The organism is Serratia sp. NGAS9, from assembly GCF_009905295.1.
Lineage (GTDB): Bacteria > Pseudomonadota > Gammaproteobacteria > Enterobacterales > Enterobacteriaceae > Serratia > Serratia bockelmannii.
In genome coordinates this window covers 4171890-4189338 of record NZ_CP047605.1, presented here as the reverse complement: position 1 = coordinate 4189338, position 17449 = coordinate 4171890, and the positions used below count along the sequence as shown (strand labels likewise).

Here is a 17449-nt window from a genome sequence, read left to right as displayed (position 1 = left end):
CGCCGCGAGCCCGACCGAGAAGATGAATATTACATGATGGACCGTTCCCGTTTGCTGAAATTCCTACTGCCCTACCTGTGGCCGAAAGACAACCCGCGGCTGCGGGGGTATCTGGTGGTGGCCTTCGTGTTTATGGTGGCGGCCAAGGTCAGCACCACGCTGGTGCCGCTGGCCTACAAAGCGATGGTCGATGCGCTGAGCGGCGAGACGGCGAAAATGCTGGCGGTGCCGCTGGGGCTGATTATCGCCTACGGCGTGGCGCGGGTGGGCGGTGCGCTGTTTGAGGAGCTGCGCAACGTGATGTTTATCCACGTCAGCCAGAACGCCACGCGCCTGTTGGGCGTGCGGGTGTTTCGCCAGCTGCATGCGCTGAGCCTGCGCTTTCATCTGGAGCGCCAGACCGGCGGGCTGTCGCTGTCTATCGAGCGCGGCACCCAGGCGGTGTCCACGGTGCTGTCGCGGCTGCTGTTCTCCATCGTGCCGATCCTGTTCGAACTCTCGCTGGTCACGGCAATCATGTGGCATATGCTGAACGGCTGGTTTGCGCTGGCGATCCTGACCACGGTCGGCTGCTACATTCTGTTCACCGTGCTGGCGGTGAGCTGGCGCACCCGCTTTCGCCGCGAGCTCAACAAGGCCAACGCCGACGCTAACAGCAAATCCATCGACAGCCTGCTGAACTATGAGACCGTGAAGTACTTCGGCAATGAAGCGTTCGAGGCCGAGCGTTTCGATCTGTCGCGGCGGCTGTACGAATACGCCGCCATCAAGAACCAATTCAGTTTTACCGCGATCAACCTGGGGCAAACCGCCATTATCTCGATCGGGCTGATCGTGATGATGGCCATGGCGGCGCAGGGCATTACCCAGGGGACGATGACGGTCGGCGACTTCGTGCTGGTCAACGCCTACCTGCTGCAGCTGTATCAGCCGCTGAACTTCTTCGGCTTTATTTATTCCGAGGTGCGCCAGGCGCTGATCGACATGGAGAATATGTTCGATCTGCTGCAGGAAAAGCGTGAGATCGTCGATAGCCCGGATGCGCAGCCGCTGCGCCTCGATCGCGGCGAAGTGCGGTTCGACGCGGTCAGCTTCGGTTACGACACGCGCCGGCCGATCCTCAAGCAGGTGAGTTTTACCATTCCGGCAGGCCACACGGTGGCGGTGGTCGGCGCCTCCGGAGCGGGCAAGTCCACGCTGTCGCGCCTGCTGTTCCGCTTCTACGACGTGCAGGGCGGCGCCATTACCCTCGACGGCCAGGACATTCGCCAACTGACGCAGGCCAGCCTGCGGCAGGCGATCGGCATCGTGCCGCAGGATACGGTGTTGTTCAACGATACGCTGCGCTATAACATCGGTTACGGCAAAACCGGCTCCAGCGATGAAGACATCGAGCGGGCGGCGCGGCTGGCGCATATCCATGATTTTATCGTCGGTCTGCCAGACGGTTACGACACCCGGGTGGGCGAGCGCGGGCTGAAGCTGTCGGGCGGTGAAAAGCAGCGGGTGGCGATCGCGCGCACCATCCTGAAAAATCCGGCCATCCTGGTGTTCGACGAGGCGACCAGCGCGCTGGATACCCAGACCGAGCGCGAAATCCAGGGGCATCTGCGCGAGGTGAGCCGCAACCACACCACGCTGGTGATCGCCCACCGGCTCTCCACCGTGGTGGATGCCGATGAGATCATCGTGCTGGAGGCGGGGGAGATCGTCGAGCGCGGGGGGCATGAGGCGCTGTTGGCGGCGAACGGCCGCTACGCTGCCATGTGGCAAACCCAATACAGCGAAGAGCAGGAACCGCGCTGACGCTGCCGTTCACTCCGCTGATGGCGCGGCCCTGAGCCGTTGTATCACGTAGTCGCAGGCGATGCGGTAATCCTGCTGCAGATCGGTGTCATCCCCGGCCAGGCTACCGCGCAGCCAAAGCCCATCGATCATCGCCGCCAGCCCGCGCGCCGCGTCGCGCGCCTGCTGCAGCGGCAGCTCGCGGCGGAACTGGCTGCAAATATTGGAATAGAGCCGCCGATCGTTGGCGCGCTGTAGGCGGCGCAGCACCGGCTGGTGCATGCTGGCGGCCCAGAAGTCGAGCCAGGCGCGCATGGAAATAGCGTTGGTTTGGCTGGGGTGGAAGTTGCCCTGAATGATGGCGCACAGCTGCGACTGGCTGTCGCTTGCCGCCTGAGCGCGGCACTCGGCCACCGCGTCGCGCAGATCGCGCAGGATCTTGCGCATGGTCGCGCTCAACAATCCTTCTTTATCGCCAAAATAGTGGCTGACGATGCCGGTCGACAGCCCGGCCTCTTTCGCCACCTGAGAGAGGGTGACGCCGGCCAGCCCCACCACGCTGATGGTTTCGAAGGCGGCATTAATCAGCTGCTCCTTGCGCTGCTCAGGAATGTCTCTGCGGTACATATTTTCCCCAACTGATAGGCAAATCACACTTTGAATTTGATTGATTGAACGGTCAATCAATACTCTATATGCTGCGAAAATGTCAAATAAATGACGATAAGATGTTAACTGAAGGTTGCATTTAAATCGTCTGTCTTTCGCATCATGGAAGCCTGCCAATGACAATGAAAACTCCCCCATCGCTTGACGAAGAACCTGTCAGATTAAATGTCCCGGTATTTTTCGGTTCAGCGGCAGTGATCCTGCTGCTGGGATCGCTGATTGTGCTGTTTCCCGCCGCCAGCAAACAGTGGTTGAATGTCGCGCAAAGCTGGGTGGCCGATGTGTTCGGCTGGTATTACATGCTGCTGATGGTCGCCTGCATGGCGTTCGTGTTCTGGCTGGCGCTGTCGCGCTTTGGCCATATTCGCCTGAGCCAGGATGACGAGCCGCCGCAGTTCAGCTACCCCTCCTGGGTGGCGATGCTGTTCTCGTCGGGCATCGGTATTGCGCTGGTGTATTACGGCGCCTATGAGCCGCTGGATCACTTCCTGTCGCCACCGGAAGGCAGCGGCGGCAGCGTACAGGCGGCGCGGCAGGCGATGGCGCTGACCTTTTTACACTGGGGGCTGCACGGTTGGGCGCTGTATGCGTTGATCGCCACCGCGCTCGCCTATTTCGCCTATTGTCGCGGTTTGCCGCTGGCGCTGCGTTCGGCGCTGTACCCGATCTTCGGCGAGCGTATCCACGGTGGCGTCGGCCATCTGGTGGACAGCTTCGGCATTCTGGTGACGGTTATCTCGATGGTGACCAACCTGGGGATCGGCGCGCTGCTGGTGAACTCGGGGCTGTTTTACCTGTTCGACATCCCGCAAAGCACCGGCGTACTGCTGGCGCTGATCGTGGTGATGATGGTGGTGGCCACGCTGGCGGCGGTCACCGGCGTCGAGAAGGGCATTGCCATGCTGTCGAACATCAACGTCGGCTTCTTGTGCCTGCTGCTGCTGTTCGTGTTTCTGGCCGGGCCGACGCTGAACCTGCTCAACGGCATGTTGCAGAACCTCGGGGATTATCTGACCTCGCTCGTCAGCCGCAGCTTTGATATGTATCTGTACGGCAAGGCGCGCCAATGGCAGGGTGCCTGGACGCTGTTTTATTGGGCCTGGTGGGTGGCGTGGGCGCCGTTCGTCGGGCTGTTTATCGCACGCATTTCCAAAGGCCGCACCATCCGTGAACTGATCTTCGGCGTGTTGCTGATCCCGCTCGGGTTCACGCTGGCGTGGCTGTCGATCTTCGGCAATACCGCCATCAGCCTGGTGCTGGAAGGCGGGCAGGCGATCCTGGGGCAGGTAGCGCAAAGCGATCCGCCGATGGCGGTGTTCAAGCTGTTCGAATACCTGCCCTATACCCAGCTGACCGCCGGTTTCGTGGTGGTGATAAGCTTTGTGCTGTTCCTGACGCCGGTCGACTCCGGCACGCTGATGATAGCTAACCTCTCCTGCCAGGGCGGTTCCGCGCACGATGACGCGCCGGCCTGGCTGCGAGTGTTCTGGGCGGCGGTCACCACGCTGGTGTGCGCCGGGTTGCTGTACGCCGGCAGTTTCAGCGCGATGCAGACCGCAGTGGTGCTGTGCGGCCTGCCGTTCTCGGCGGTGATCGTGCTGTACATGGTCAGCCTGCGCAAGGATCTGCGCGGTTACGCCATGACGCCGGCGATCCCCTGAGGCGGTTTATTCGTCCGCGCGCGGCCGATGATGCACGTACTCGACAATCGTGCCGTCCGGCAGGCGCGCATTGAAACAGGCGCCGGTGGGCACTTCCACCGGGCCGAAGAAGATCTCGGCTCCGGACGCCAGCAGCCGCTGGTGGTAAGGGTAAATGTCATCGACCAGCAGCGTGCCGACGGTGCTGCGAAAAGGGCGCAGGTTTTCTTCCGCGCCTTCCAGGATCAGAAACGGTCCTACCGCTGCCAGCACCAACCGATGCTCGGGAAAGTCAAAACGCATATCCGCTTCCACGCCGTGCAGCTGCTCGTAAAACGCGATGGCGTGGTCAATCTGGCCTTCGTCGACGTAGACCCGGATCAGCACGCGCGGCTCGCGCAGCGATGAAGAGTCGGCGGTTTTGCGCCAAAAGCCCGCTTCTGTCAGTTTTGCCGTCATTGCTCATTCCTCATGGTGGCTCGTTTCCCCGTCATCATGCCGCCGTTTGGCCGCAGGGATTAGACTGAGTTGTTATGAACTAGCAGCGGCGGAAATAAAAAAGCCCCGGTAACGGGGCAAAGACCAGCTCAGGTCGGAATAGCGGGCTAAAGCGGGCGTCAGGCGCGATGGAATTCCGGTAACACCAGTTGGCCGATCTCCTGCATCGTCTCTTCCAGCGGCCGCTGGTTGCGGCGGAAATGCAGGCCGATGTGGTTGACCCCGGCGTCACGCATGGCGCTCAGTTCCTGAATCAACCCATTGCGGCCGCTCTTGATGCCGAAGCGATGGCGCTGAATCGGCGCGTCGGCGTTATCTGTGAGGTCGAGATGAATAAAGCTGACGTAGGGTTTGTCACCGGCCACGTTACGCCAGAGTTTGACCCGCGAAACGTGGTCCGCAGGCGTGCCGGGATACGACAGCCAGCCATCCATATTTTTTCCCACCCACTCAGGCGTTTGTTGCGCCAGCCCGGCGACCAGCAGCGGCGGCGGCGGCGTGGCCGGCAGCAGGCGCAATCCAGGCTGGAGCGCGCTGTCGGCTTCCCCTTTGAGAATGCCGACGCTGGTGCGAAAGCGTTCACCGCGCGCGGCGTAATCGGCGCCGAACAGCGGGTATTCCACAGGGCGATCGCCGCTGGCGACGCCGAGCAGCAGACGATCGCCGCTCAGCGTTTGCAGCGTGGAAGCCGCTTTGCGTACCAGCCACGGCTGGCGCAGCGGCAGCACCACGGCCGCGGTGCCCAGCAGAATATTGCGCGTCAGGCTGGACAGGTAGCCGAGGTAGGTAAAGGTCTCAAACACCTGCGCGGCGTCGCCGAAGTCCGGATCGTACAGCGGCACGTCGCGAACCCAGGCGGCGCGAAAGCCGAGCTCATCGGCCAGCTTGATGCGCGCAGCGTGTTCGCTCATGTCCGGCACGCCGAACGGTCGCCCATCCTGCTGGCGTTTCAGCTGCCCGCTGGTGGACCAATCGTTGTCCAGCGGCAACTCGATGCCGATGGAAAGCGGCTCCCGGGTTAGTTTTTCGATGCTCATGTGTCACTCCGTCTCTGGCCTTGCGGCGCGGTGTCGAACGATGGCACGAAGTGTTGCATGGCGCTTAATTGAGATAAACAGCCCTAATCGCAATAGATAATTGCTGTTGCGAGCATAATTACTTTGCAGGATACGGCATGATTGCCGTGATTTACGTCACGCTCTGCGCTTTTGTTATTGTCCAGATTAAATGATGTAACCCTGCCAATAGCCTTTCCCTCGTAAGAGTTATTTTGTTGTGCGGTCATGAAATAAAACGAAATGATTCAATAGATAAAAACGAATCCGAATGCTGCCTATCGTTAACTGAAAGGGGATAACAAATTAATAAACCTGAAGAGTTAATGGTGAGATTATTCACAGATGGCGTGAAAATAGGCATTTTTAACCGCGGGAAAATACCCGTTATTATTTTATTGTCTGTAAAAACAAAGTGATAAAATATCTGATTGTGATAATTCTATTTTAAAATAGTACCGGATAAAAACTTCATTCGTCTCTAAGAAAGCGCCGGTTGACAGACCGCCGGCTTGCGATAATTTTATGTCATTAATATGTTAATGAGTTGTTGTCGTGACGGAGGGCCAATGTCTCTCTTGGCCGAGCGCTTAATACACTTATGCCATGGCGGGTCGCCATTCATAAGTTAACTTATGGACAAATGACGCTATGAATACATCGCCAGGGCCTCGCCGCGCATTAAGTGAAGAGAACCGGTTGCTGATTATTTTATTTTTCGTCTTCGGCTGCGTGTTCGTCGATCGTCTGACCATCTCGTTTCTGTTTCCGATGATTGCCGCCGACCTCAAGCTCAGCAACGTGCATCTCGGCACGCTGTCGGCGGTGCTGGCATTGACTTGGGCGCTGTCTGGCGCGGGGCTGGGGGCGATAGCCGATCGCTTTAATATCCGCAAACCGATGCTGATCCTGTCGATCCTGGTGTTTTCGCTGTTCTCCGCGTTGTCGGGATTGGTCAGCGGGTTTGCCATGCTATTGATCTTCCGGGCGCTCATGGGGATCGCCGAAGGGCCGGTTTTGCCGATCGCGCAATCGTTGATGGTGGAAAAATCGCAGCCGCAGCGCCGCGGTTTCAACATGGGATTGATCCAGGGCGCGGCGCCGGGGCTGCTGGGCGGCATTATCGCGCCGCCGCTGATCATCTATCTGGCGCAGAAGTGGGGCTGGAGCATGGCGTTTCACCTGACCGCCGTGCCGGGCATCATTCTGGCGTGGTTGATCTATCGCCATGTGAACGGCAAAAAAGATCCCGCCTTTATCGCCGCGCCGGCGACCGGTAAGGCGGCGGGCAAAGCCGCTTACGGCGAGCTGTTCAAAATCAAGAACGTGGCGCTGTGCATTCTGATTTCCTGCGTGTTCGTCACCTGGTTCATGATCATCATTACCTTCACCCCTAACTTTTTGGTGACCGACCGTGGCTTCGGTGAAGGCACGATGGGCGGCATCATGAGCGCCATCGGCGCCGCCTGGGTCTTCTGGGGCGTGGCGGTACCGGCGATCTCCGATCGCCTTGGGCGCAAACCGACGCTGATTTTCTTTTCGCTGCTGGCGGTGTGCTGCCCGCTGTTCCTGAGCTACGTCGACAACCCGTGGCTGCTGGGCGTGCTGGTGTTCCTGTCTTATACCGGCCTCGGCTGCTTCACGCTGTTTATGGCCACCATCCCGTCTGAAACGGTATCGCCAGCCCGTATTGCCACCGCATTAGGGCTGGTGATGGGGATCGGCGAGGTGATTGGCGGCTGCCTGGCGCCGTTTATCGCCGGGCTGATCGCCGATCGCTATGGCCTGGTCAGCGTGATGTGGCTGGCGGCTGCCGGCGCGGTCTGCGCCGGCGTACTGAGCTGTTTTCTCGATGAAACTGCACCCGCGGTGGTGAGCCGCAGAACGGTGAAACCGGCGAGCGTCGCCGACGTGTAAGACGGTTTTATCCCATTCAATCAAGGAGAGCGAAGATGTCAGCAGAACAATCCGTACTGAATCAAAATGCCGAACCGGACTGGAAGAATTACGACGATTTCGCACGCGGCATCGACACCAACCGGCTGCCGGGCACCCAGGACTGGCGCGGCAAAACGTTGCAGATCGCCTTTGAAGACGGCGGGGACTTCACGCTGCGTTTCAGCGCCGATCGGCAACGGGTGCTCTGGGCCTGGGGCGGGGAGAGCGGCGAGGACGCTTACGAAGAGGTGCAAACCTCCGCCGCACGCTATTTCTTCAATATTCCGCTGCAGTCGCCGGGCAACGAATGCCTGACGCTGGTGCTCAACCGCGACAGCGGCCGGGCGCTGCTGGTGCGCAGCACGCTACTGCCTGAACATGCGGTAGAAAAGGGGTCTCGCCTCAAGCAAAGCTTCCACGTTGGGCTGATTGCAGGCGTCACGCCGGGCGGCATCGCACCGCATTTGACCCGCGAGCTGATCGGCTATCGCACGCTGAACGTCTACAGCCCCAACCATTACTACGAGCACTTCTACGTCAACACCGAGCGCTACGCCTGGCAAAACCTGCGCGGCGAACAGTTCGGCCACGGCGACATGGACTACGCCACTTACTACAAGTTTGAGGATGAGATGTTCCTGTTCACCTTCCGGGAAAAGATTATCCCGGTGTGCTCGGTGTTCTTCTTCGACTTTATCTCCGGGCGCTGCACCGGCACCTTCCTCGGGCTGGACGCCGCCGGCCGGGTGCTGGTGTCACCGGCCGGGGCATTCATCAGCAAGATGAGCTACAACGCGTACCCGGAGGGCGTGCAGCCGCTGTGAGTCAGGCGTTTCTGACCAGCGATCCGGCGTTGATCTCCGTGATGGATTTCGCGCCGGTGAGCGTCATGGCGACGCGCATTTCCTTGTCGATCAGATCCAGCAAGTTGGCCACCCCGGCTTCGCCCGCCGCCGCCAGCGCATAGACGAAGGCGCGCCCCAGCAGCACGCTGTCGGCGCCCAGCGCGATCATGCGCACCACGTCCAGGCCGCTGCGGATGCCGGAGTCGGCCAACAGGGTAATGTCGCCTTTCACTGCGTCGGCGATCGCCGGCATGGCGCGCGCGGTCGACAGCACGCCGTCCAGCTGGCGGCCGCCGTGGTTGGAGACGATGATGCCGTCGGCGCCGAAGCGCACCGCGTCTTTGGCGTCTTCCGGATCCAGAATGCCTTTGATGATCATCGGGCCGTCCCAGAATTCGCGGATCCACTCCAGATCTTTCCAGGAAATCGACGGATCGAAGTTGGCGCCCAGCCAGCCGATGTAGTCTTCCAGGCTGGTCGGTTTGCCGCGGTAGGCCGAGACGTTGCCCAGATCGTGCGGCTTGCCGAACAGGCCGACATCCCAGGCCCACTGCGGATGGGTAAACGCCTGCAGCACGCGGCGCAGGGCGGCGTTAGGGCCGCTCATCCCCGAGTGGGCGTCGCGGTAACGGGCGCCGGGCACCGGCATGTCGACGGTAAACACCAGCGTTTTCACGCCGGCGGCCTTGGCGCGCTCCAGTGCGTTGCGCATAAAGCCGCGATCTTTCAGCACGTAGAGCTGGAACCACATCGGCCGATCGATCGCCGGCGCTACCTCTTCGATCGGGCAGACCGACACGGTGGATAGCGTGAACGGAATGCCTTTTTTGGCCGCGGCACGCGCGGCCTGCACTTCGCCGCGGCGGGCGTACATGCCGGTCAGCCCCACCGGCCCCAGCGCTACCGGCATCGCCAGCTGCTCGCCGAACAGCGTGGTCTCCAGGCTGAGTTCGGACATATTGCGCAGCACGCGCTGGCGCAGGGCAATATCGGCCAGATCTGCGGTATTGCGCTTCAGCGTATGCTCCGCGTAGGCCCCGCCGTCGATGTAGTGAAACAGAAACGGCGGCAGTTTGGCCTGGGCGGCGGCCCGGTAGTCGGTTGACGCGGAGATGATCATAGTGTTTACCTTCTTGTCTTGCTTGCGATAACGAGTGTTCAGTCAGAGCGTGAGGATCGCTGCCATACCGGCCGCAATCCCGCCGTACGCCAGCATCGGCAGCACGGTCTTTCTGATGATTTTGCCTTCGGCGTTACCGATCCCGAGGATCGAACAGACCGCGATAATGTTGTTCAGGCACACCATGTTGCCCATGGCGCCGCCGACGGACTGCAGAGCCAGCGTCAGATTGACGTCAAGGCCGCTGCTCTGGGCGATCGATTGCTGAATACCGCCGAACGTCAGGTTCGAAACGGTATTGGAACCGGAGAAGAACGAGCCCAGCGCACCGAGGAACGAAGAGAACAGCAGCCAGCTCTCGCCGGTCAGCGCCGCCAACGCTTTCCCGATCAGGATCACCGGCGCGTTGTCGCCGCCCTGCATCATCAGGTTGACCATCACCAGCGCGCCGAAAAGCGCGATAAAGGGCCGCGCGATGCGCCCGCCGGTTTCGCTGAACATTTGCCGCACCTGGCCGCCATTCAGACGGAACAGCGGAATACACAGCACCACCACCAACAGGAACGGGATCAGCGCCGGGACATACAGCGTTTTGTAGCCGGCGGCGGCGGAGGTGCCCAGTACCTGCTGCAGTTCGACGATCAGCGCCTGGCTAATGCGCAGCTCCCCGAGCCAGCCGAGGTTTTCCTGCCACAGCAGCGTGGTGTTGTTGAGCAGCGCCTTCAGGCCCAACTGATGCACGCGCGTCACTATCAGAATAGCAATCAGTAGCAGGGTCGGGGTCATGGCCTTGACCACCTGCAAGAACGGCACCGCCTGCCCGGCGTTCTGCAGTTTGTCGCTGCGGGCGAGACCGATGCCGCCGCGTGCCAGCAGCACCGAGAGTGCCAGGCCGATGGCGCCGCCGACCAGCGCCGGGAACTCATAGTTCACCTGGGCCAGCAGCAGATAGGGCAGGGTGCAGCTCAGCACGCTGAGCAGGATAAACGGCAGGTTACGGCGGATATCCTGCCAGGAAACGATAAAGCGCAGCGCCAGCAGAGGAATAACGAAGCCGGCGATGAAGTGGATCAGCGCGGTTTGCCGGCCGATCTCCAGCAGGCTGGCGTCCGACAGGCCGAGATTGGCAAAGCCGAACCAGGTGGGGGTGCCCACGGCGCCGAAGGAGACCGGTACCGAGTTCATTACCAGCGTCAGCAGGGCGACGCGCAGCGGGTTGAAGCCCAGCCCGACCAGAATCGGCGCGGCGATGGCGGCCGGGGTGCCGAAGCCGCTGGCACCCTCGATCATAAAGGCGAATGCCCAGCCGATAATCATCAGCTGAGCCACGGGATTGGGGCTGATGGTTTCCAGCCAGCGCCGCACCACGTTTTCCGCGCCGCTTACCTGCATCAGTTTGTTGAGCAGGATGGCGCCGGCGATGATGGTGATCGGCGTCAGCGTCGACACCAGCGCGGTGATGATATTCGCATGCAGCAGCCGCAGCGAGGCATCGAACCACAGGAGCTGTACGGCATACACCGCGGCGGCCGTCAGCGGCAGGGCGAGATAAGAGGGCACGCCATTCCTTTTGGTCATCATCCAAATCAGCAGGACGATGGGCGCAATACTAAAAAGCAGGGGCATAAGATCCTCAGGGTTATTATTTTTATGGGCAGAGATATGTAGCTGAAAGGTTAATTACCGCAACATTTTCATTCTAATCACAACGTTGGTGACGATGCCATGCGGTAATTTTTTAACATCGGCGAACGGCGTCGGCGGTGGGAAAATCGCCGGTAGAAGGGGTTAAATTAATTGATTTAAAATCAGTATGATAGGTGGCTTTGCTGTGTGATGAGTGCGCGAGCTCACATTAATTAGGCGCTAATGTTCAATAGATTATGTCCAAAAATGCCGTAATCCCCGCGGTCTTTTGCGGCAGCGGGGAAATAATCAGAGAGGACCATTCAGAAGTAGTGGCTGATATTTTGGTAGGAACCGATGATATGTTCGATCAGCAGGCGAGTTTTTAACGGCAGATTGCGGGTGTAAGGATAGACGGCGTAAATGCCCAATACCTTGCCGCAGTGGCCGGCCAGGATCTCCGTCAGTTTGCCGTCCTGCAAATCCTCATACACCATGCAGCGCGGCACCATGGCGATGCCGTGGCCGCCGATCACCGCTTTGCGGATCGCCCGCGCATTGTTGGCCGACAGGTTGCCGTTAACCTGCAGCTCGTAGATTTCGTTGCGCCCCGGCCGTTTCATCAGCCAGTTGGCGGTGCCGCTCTCCTGGTAGGTGTAGGTCAGGCAATTGTGGCCGAGCAGGTCTTCGGCGCTGCGCGGTTCCGGGTGGCTTTTCAAATAGCCCGGCGAGCAGACGATCACCCAGCGGGAATCGAAGATCGGCCGGGCAATCAGGCTCGAATCTGGCATAGTGCCGGTACGGATCGCCAGATCGATGCCTTCTTCCACCAGATCGACGAAGCGGTTTTCCAGCCGCATTTCGACCTTTAGACTGGGATGCAGTGCGCAAAACTCCGCCACGCTCTCGCTCAGCAGCAGCTCGCCCGAAATGGTCGGCACCGACATGCGGATGGTACCGGTTAATTCTTCGCTTTTTTCGCTGACGGCGTACAGTGCCTCCTGCACTTTGGCGCCGATCTCTTTGGCCTGTTGGTAGAGCGCCTGGCCGCTTTCGGTCAGCGTCAGGCTGCGCGTGGTGCGGTACAGCAGCCGGGCGCCCAGGGATTTCTCCAGCCGCCCGATGCGTTTACTGACCACCGAACTGGTGATGCCGGCGCTCTCCGCGGCCTTGCTGAACGAGCCGTAGTCGACAATCAGGGCGAACAGAATCAGGTCGTTGGCGTATTCGTGAGTGGCGAGCATAATCGGCTGTTCCCTTCAGCGGATAGAGGCGTCAGTGTAAGTCTCTCGTTTCAATAAGCAATCATCAAAATGCCCTTGGCGTCGAAATCAGAGGCTGCGCGAGCAATGAGAATTCGTCTTGATCTCATTCTCGTGCCGCTTACAATGCCTGCCAGATCGCGACTTCAGAGGTTTTTTCATGGAACTGCTACGGGTGGTTTATCACCAGTATCGTTGGCCATTTCTGGCGGTTATGGCATTGACCATGACCAGCGCCGGCTTAGGCATCGGTATTATTGCGTTTATCAATCAATACCTGATGGACGCCGGCGGCGATGCGTTGGCCGTACTGCCAATGTTTCTCGCCCTGCTGGCATTGCTGATGGCGGTCACGCTGGGATCGCAATTGGCGCTGACGACATTGGGCCATTACTTCGTCTACCGCCTGCGCGGGCAGTTAGTGAAGCGCATCCTGGATACCGATATTGAACGCCTTGAACAGTTAGGCAGCGCCTCATTGTTGGCGAGCCTGTCCAGCGATGTCCGCAATATCACCGTCGCCTTCGTGCGCTTGCCCGAACTGGTGCAAGGGGTGATTTTAACCTTGGGGTCGGCGGCCTATCTGGGGGGGTTATCGCCGAAAATGTTGGCGGTGACGGCGGTGTGGGTCGCCGTCACCGTGGTGGGCAGCGGCTGCCTGGTCTCGCGGGTTTATCGCCATATGGCCAGTTTGCGCGAGTCGGAAGAGCGTCTCTATCATCATTACGAATCGGTGATTGACGGTCGCAAGGAACTGACGTTAAACCGCAAGCGAGCGCAGGCGCTGTACGAACAGACCTATCAACCCGATGCGCAAACTTACCGCCACCATATCATTCGCGCCGATACCTTCCATTTGAGTGCGCTCAACTGGTCAAATATCATGATGTTAGGCGCGATTGGGCTGGTGTTCTTTATGGCTAACAGCCTGGGATGGGCGGACTCGGCGGTGGCTGCCACCTATTCCCTGACGCTGCTGTTCTTGCGCACGCCATTACTGCAGGCGGTGGGGGCGTTTCCGACGCTGGTCAGCGCCGAAGTCGCCTTCAACAAGCTGAAGACGCTGCACTTGGCCGAGTACCAACCGGCGTTTCCTGTCGCCGCCTGCCGTTCCTGGCAGACGCTGGAGCTGCGTGACGTGGTTTTTCACTATGCAGATAAGGAACAGCAGCCCGGTTTTGCCGTCGGGCCGCTTAATCTGACGCTGCGGCGTGGCGAGCTGGTCTTTTTGATCGGCGGCAACGGCAGCGGCAAGTCAACGCTGGCGATGCTGTTGACCGGATTGTACCGACCGGTGAGCGGCCACATCGTGCTGGATGGCGTCGCCCAGACCGCGGCGGATATGCCGGACTACCGCCGGCTATTTTCGGCGATTTTCACCGATTTTCATCAGTTCGATCGTTTACAAGGGCCGGAAGGCGGTGAACCCGATGCGAAGCTGGTCGCCGCCTGGCTCGAGCGGTTGAATATGAAAAGCAAACTGCAGTTCGACGGCACCAGGGTGACCAACCCGCAACTGTCGCAGGGGCAGCGCAAGCGTCTGGCTTTGCTGCTGGCGGTGGCGGAACAGCGCGATATCTTGCTGTTGGATGAATGGGCCGCGGATCAGGATCCGCAATTCCGGCGCATTTTCTATCGTGAACTATTGCCAGAACTGCGTGCGCTGGGCAAAACGGTGTTTGCCATCAGCCATGACGATCACTATTTCGAATACGCCGATCGGTTGCTTGAGATGCGCTCGGGTCATTTACGTGAGCTGACCGGCAGCGAGCGTGAACATGCCAGCCGGGATTCCGTCAGCAGAATCGGTTAACTCACGCCGGCCCGGGCGAGACCAAAGCGGGCCGGTGCTTCTCTTCGTATGATCCCAGTATGTCGTTTCATTTTATCCTCCGCCTTTAGCGCTGTCTGTTGTCGATTTGGCTTACGGCCAGTCAAATAATTGATAGTTAAATTATTTACCAGTGGTTTAATTTTGACCTTTCAAGGTATGACACACTGCACGTTCGTTCGCCTATCAATTCAAGTTATCGCCTGCCGATAACAGTGATATCCACGGTGCCGTTCTTACCAGGGCGGTAATGCAGATCTATGGCTAGCAGCTGTTTTTTAAATTTCCATAGGAAAAAACGACTTTATTGATCGTTAAAACAGATCGATAATTAATGTTTGAATGGTTTAATCTATTGGTTGAGGGCGCTGTGGTGAGCAAGGATGGATCTGATATCAAACGTAGAGCATGGCTGTGTGTGTTTATCGGTAGCGGGCTATTCTGGCTGTTAACCGCCGCCGTGATTTACTGGTTACTGAGTTAGCAGGTTAAGCAGGAAGGCGATTCGTGAACAAAAAGCAGGCTAAAAACCGTGAGGGCGCTGAGCGTCGCGCACCGTCCAAAATTCCGCCGTCATGGGTGCTGAGCGATGAGCAGCGCGCCTTTATTGAAGATTTATGGCAGGACACCGACTCTGAGGCGGCGCGGCCCCCATCGCGCCGCAGCGTTAGCTGATCACGCGGCTGCGGCCGGCCAACGCGCCGAACAGCATTTGCAAGACGGTCAGGCACAGCAGGGCGATCAACGGCCAGCGCCAGCCTTCCGTCAGATCGTGCAGTAAGCCAAATAGGGTGGGCCCCAGCGCCGCTAACAGATAACCGACGGATTGCGCCATACCCGACAGCAGCGTCGCCTGATGATGATGCTGACTGCGCAATCCAAAGAACGACAGCGCCAGCACCAGCGAACTCCCCGCCCCCAACCCGGCAAACGTCAGCCACACCAGTGAACTGGCGGGTTGCACCAATAATCCCCCGACGCCGATGAAGATCAGCAGCGAGCTGCCCAACGCTATTGCCCGCTGATCGCGCGCACGCGGCAAAATCACCACCATGACAAAGTTGGCGACGATTGCCACCACCTGGTAAACGAACAGTTCGAAACCCGCCTGCTGAGCGGAGGTGCCGTGGCTGGCGGCAAAGGCGCTGAACCAGCCGATGATGGTGTAGAAGGCGATCGATTGCAGCCCCATGAACATCGCTACTTGCCAACCCAGTGCGCTGCCCCAGGGAGAGCGATAGCGTTGCAGCTCTGTTGGCTGCGGCTCTTTGGCGACGGGGGTGGCGGAGCGCCGCAGCTGCGGCAGCCACACCAACAGCGCCAGCAGCGCGGGCAAACCCCAACACAGCAAAGAGAACCGCCAGCCGAGGTTGGCCAGGGAGGCCAGTGGCACGGCCAGGCCGGAAGCGATGGCGGCAACCAGTGACATCACCGCCGCATAGGCAGCGATCATCGCGGCGGCGCGATGTGGGAAATCTCTTTTCACCAGCGTTGGCAGCACCACGTTGGCGAAGGCGATGGCGGCGCCGATCAGGACGCTGCCCGGCCAGAGCATGGCGTCTTGCGGCAGGGAACGTAGCACGATACCGCAGACCAGCAGCGCGAGGGCCAGGCCCAGGGTGCGCTCGATGCCGATGCGTTTCGCCAGCGCTGGGGTCAGCGGCGAGAGAATGGCGAACAGGATCAGCGGCAGTGAGTTGATCAGGCCGGCGGCGGTGGCGGACAACGCCAGCTGTTGCTGGATCTGCTCCAGCAGCGGGCCGACGCTGGTCAGGGCGGCGCGCAGGTTGGCCGCGATCAGCATAATGCCGACGATCAGCAAAATAGGGCAGTGTAACCGGCGACGCGGGGTCGCGGTGGACGCTGGGGATGAAGCGGGTTGCGGCATGGGTTCCTCGCACCAGGGCATGCAGTCAATCAGCGCTGCATGGCGTGATGCGTTGATTGACGTTAACGCTTACGTACCGACAAGGGGCCGATATCTGATCGCAAGTGTAGGGAAGATGGCTCGTACTGACAAGGGGATGGCCCGGCGGGATGGTGGCGGTTAATGCCCGCCGGCCGCAGGATAATTATCATTATGTGATCCTGGTCACTGAGTGAACTAAAAGTCATGGCGTGGGGCGCACCATGCGCCGCTTTCGCTTTCCGTGCAGCCCACGTCTCAGCGCTCCGGGGGTTAGCGCTCGTCATGGCATTTCATTTTTCTCCCATTCCACTTTTTGCTTTTCGATTCGTTTCGATTCGAAAGGTTTTTTGGCGGTTTTTTTGCTAAAACGGGGCTGTAAGCCCGATCACAATTTCATTGCTTTCGCTTTGCTGTAATGCCAGCGCAGTAGAGCGAAAGCCATCTTCTCCCCGGCGTTGCCGGAAACCTGAGGACCGCAGCTCATGCCAGTGAATACCGCAAAGCGACGTGAACACATCATCGATCTGTTATGCGAGCACGGCAGCGTGCGCGTGGAGCAGCTCAGTAAGCAGTTTGCGGTATCCACGGTGACGATCCGCAACGATCTGCGCTTTCTGGAACGAAAAGGGTGTGCGCTGCGCGCTTACGGCGGCGCAATGCTCAATCAGCAATTCGCTTTCGATCGGCCGTTACGGGACAAAGGGCGGTTGAATCGCGACGTCAAAACGCTGATCGCCAACGCGGCGGCCGGCTATGTGCGCGATGGCGATGCGTTGATCCTCGATTCCGGTTCCACCACCGCGCAGATCGTGCCGTTCCTGAAGGGGCGGCGCGATCTGGTGGTGATGACCAATGCGCTGAACATTGCCTACGAGCTTTCGGGAAACGACGGGGTGGAAGTCATGGTGCTGGGGGGCAGCGTGCGCCGCAACTCTTACTCGCTCTACGGTCCGGCTGCCGAGCAGCAATTGCGTCAGTACCGCTTCGACAAACTGTTTTTGGGCGTCGACGGGTTCGATCTGAGCGCCGGCATCACCACGCCTCACCCCGGTGAGGCGCACCTCAATCGCGTGATGTGCGAGGTGGCACGCGAGATTATCGCGGTGGCGGATGCCAGCAAATTCGGTCGCAAGAGCTTTTGCATGATTCGCGAAGCCGGACAAATCCATCGGCTGATCACCGACAGCCGTCTTCCGGACGATTACGAGCGGGCGTTAACCGAACTGGGCGTGGAGGTCATCATCGCCGATCGGTAGCAGGGCGCCTGCATG

General features: G+C 59.6%; 14 protein-coding genes. 7 read left to right on the top strand and 7 right to left on the bottom strand.

The genetic code is table 11. The features are described from left to right. Window positions 1-36: 36 nt before the first annotated feature. A complete protein-coding gene (locus tag GUC32_RS19940; RefSeq protein ID WP_060448450.1) occupies window positions 37-1806 on the top strand; it encodes an ABC transporter ATP-binding protein/permease in 1770 nt (589 codons plus the stop codon). 9 nt (window positions 1807-1815) lie between these two features. Here the strand turns inward: GUC32_RS19940 and betI are convergent, their stop codons facing one another. After that, window positions 1816-2412: a transcriptional regulator BetI gene (gene betI, locus GUC32_RS19935; protein WP_025304099.1), complete on the bottom strand. Its 597-nt coding sequence runs from the start codon at window positions 2410-2412 to the stop codon at window positions 1816-1818. A gap of 158 nt (window positions 2413-2570) precedes the next feature. Between betI and GUC32_RS19930 the strand changes: the two genes are divergently transcribed. Next, window positions 2571-4115: a BCCT family transporter gene (locus GUC32_RS19930; RefSeq protein ID WP_025304098.1), complete on the top strand. Its 1545-nt coding sequence runs from the start codon at window positions 2571-2573 to the stop codon at window positions 4113-4115. 6 nt (window positions 4116-4121) lie between these two features. On the opposite strand, the gene GUC32_RS19925 is transcribed toward GUC32_RS19930, so the two are convergent. Then, window positions 4122-4553, bottom strand: coding sequence for a VOC family protein (locus GUC32_RS19925; protein ID WP_369435393.1), 432 nt, complete (start codon window positions 4551-4553; stop codon window positions 4122-4124). Window positions 4554-4711: 158 nt separating this feature from the next. Then, on the bottom strand, window positions 4712-5629 hold the full coding sequence (locus GUC32_RS19920) for a TIGR03571 family LLM class oxidoreductase (RefSeq protein ID WP_025304096.1): 918 nt from the start codon (window positions 5627-5629) through the stop codon (window positions 4712-4714). Between the two features lie 717 nt (window positions 5630-6346). On the opposite strand from GUC32_RS19920, the gene GUC32_RS19915 reads away from it, so the two are divergent. Together GUC32_RS19915 and GUC32_RS19910 are read left to right on the top strand one after the other, a co-directional pair. Then, window positions 6347-7564 (top strand): MFS transporter, encoded by a 1218-nt coding sequence (locus tag GUC32_RS19915; protein WP_043139766.1) that lies wholly within the window; start codon window positions 6347-6349, stop codon window positions 7562-7564. Window positions 7565-7599: 35 nt separating this feature from the next. After that, complete coding sequence (locus GUC32_RS19910; protein ID WP_038629879.1) at window positions 7600-8409, top strand: MoaF C-terminal domain-containing protein; 810 nt, start codon at window positions 7600-7602, stop codon at window positions 8407-8409. Between the two features lies 1 nt (window position 8410). On the opposite strand, the gene lldD is transcribed toward GUC32_RS19910, so the two are convergent. From lldD to GUC32_RS19895, 3 genes are all read right to left on the bottom strand, one after another. Further along, window positions 8411-9550: an FMN-dependent L-lactate dehydrogenase LldD gene (gene lldD / locus GUC32_RS19905; RefSeq protein WP_025304093.1), complete on the bottom strand. Its 1140-nt coding sequence runs from the start codon at window positions 9548-9550 to the stop codon at window positions 8411-8413. 42 nt (window positions 9551-9592) lie between these two features. Next, window positions 9593-11176 (bottom strand): L-lactate permease, encoded by a 1584-nt coding sequence (locus tag GUC32_RS19900; protein WP_043139775.1) that lies wholly within the window; start codon window positions 11174-11176, stop codon window positions 9593-9595. A gap of 323 nt (window positions 11177-11499) precedes the next feature. After that, entirely contained in the window at window positions 11500-12420 is a 921-nt protein-coding gene (locus GUC32_RS19895; protein WP_025304091.1) for a LysR family transcriptional regulator, read from the bottom strand. A 178-nt stretch (window positions 12421-12598) separates the two neighbouring features. Between GUC32_RS19895 and GUC32_RS19890 the strand changes: the two genes are divergently transcribed. Both GUC32_RS19890 and GUC32_RS19885 read left to right on the top strand, forming a co-directional pair. After that, window positions 12599-14251, top strand: coding sequence for a multidrug ABC transporter permease/ATP-binding protein (locus GUC32_RS19890; RefSeq protein ID WP_369435392.1), 1653 nt, complete (start codon window positions 12599-12601; stop codon window positions 14249-14251). A gap of 388 nt (window positions 14252-14639) precedes the next feature. Beyond that, window positions 14640-14753 carry a YmiA family putative membrane protein gene (locus tag GUC32_RS19885; protein ID WP_049232362.1) on the top strand — a complete coding sequence of 38 codons (114 nt, stop codon included), beginning with the start codon at window positions 14640-14642 and terminating at the stop codon, window positions 14751-14753. Between the two features lie 183 nt (window positions 14754-14936). Here the strand turns inward: GUC32_RS19885 and GUC32_RS19880 are convergent, their stop codons facing one another. Then, window positions 14937-16157, bottom strand: a complete 1221-nt coding sequence (locus tag GUC32_RS19880) for an MFS transporter (RefSeq protein WP_342096778.1) — start codon at window positions 16155-16157, stop codon at window positions 14937-14939. 503 nt (window positions 16158-16660) lie between these two features. Between GUC32_RS19880 and agaR the strand changes: the two genes are divergently transcribed. Next, window positions 16661-17434, top strand: coding sequence for a transcriptional repressor AgaR (gene agaR, locus GUC32_RS19875; RefSeq protein WP_004931804.1), 774 nt, complete (start codon window positions 16661-16663; stop codon window positions 17432-17434). The last annotated feature ends 15 nt before the right edge of the window (window positions 17435-17449 follow it).

Bases quoted from the DNA above. Each gene is read 5' to 3' on its own strand.
- GUC32_RS19940 (WP_060448450.1), top strand. From the start codon at position 37: ATGGACCGTTCCCGTTTGCTGAAATTCCTACTGCCCTACCTGTGGCCG.
- betI (WP_025304099.1), bottom strand. From the start codon at position 2,412: ATGTACCGCAGAGACATTCCTGAGCAGCGCAAGGAGCAGCTGATTAAT.
- GUC32_RS19930 (WP_025304098.1), top strand. From the start codon at position 2,571: ATGACAATGAAAACTCCCCCATCGCTTGACGAAGAACCTGTCAGATTA.
- GUC32_RS19925 (WP_369435393.1), bottom strand. From the start codon at position 4,553: ATGACGGCAAAACTGACAGAAGCGGGCTTTTGGCGCAAAACCGCCGAC.
- GUC32_RS19920 (WP_025304096.1), bottom strand. From the start codon at position 5,629: ATGAGCATCGAAAAACTAACCCGGGAGCCGCTTTCCATCGGCATCGAG.
- GUC32_RS19910 (WP_038629879.1), top strand. From the start codon at position 7,600: ATGTCAGCAGAACAATCCGTACTGAATCAAAATGCCGAACCGGACTGG.
- lldD (WP_025304093.1), bottom strand. From the start codon at position 9,550: ATGATCATCTCCGCGTCAACCGACTACCGGGCCGCCGCCCAGGCCAAA.
- GUC32_RS19900 (WP_043139775.1), bottom strand. From the start codon at position 11,176: ATGCCCCTGCTTTTTAGTATTGCGCCCATCGTCCTGCTGATTTGGATG.
- GUC32_RS19895 (WP_025304091.1), bottom strand. From the start codon at position 12,420: ATGCTCGCCACTCACGAATACGCCAACGACCTGATTCTGTTCGCCCTG.
- GUC32_RS19890 (WP_369435392.1), top strand. From the start codon at position 12,599: ATGGAACTGCTACGGGTGGTTTATCACCAGTATCGTTGGCCATTTCTG.
- GUC32_RS19880 (WP_342096778.1), bottom strand. From the start codon at position 16,157: ATGCCGCAACCCGCTTCATCCCCAGCGTCCACCGCGACCCCGCGTCGC.
- agaR (WP_004931804.1), top strand. From the start codon at position 16,661: ATGCCAGTGAATACCGCAAAGCGACGTGAACACATCATCGATCTGTTA.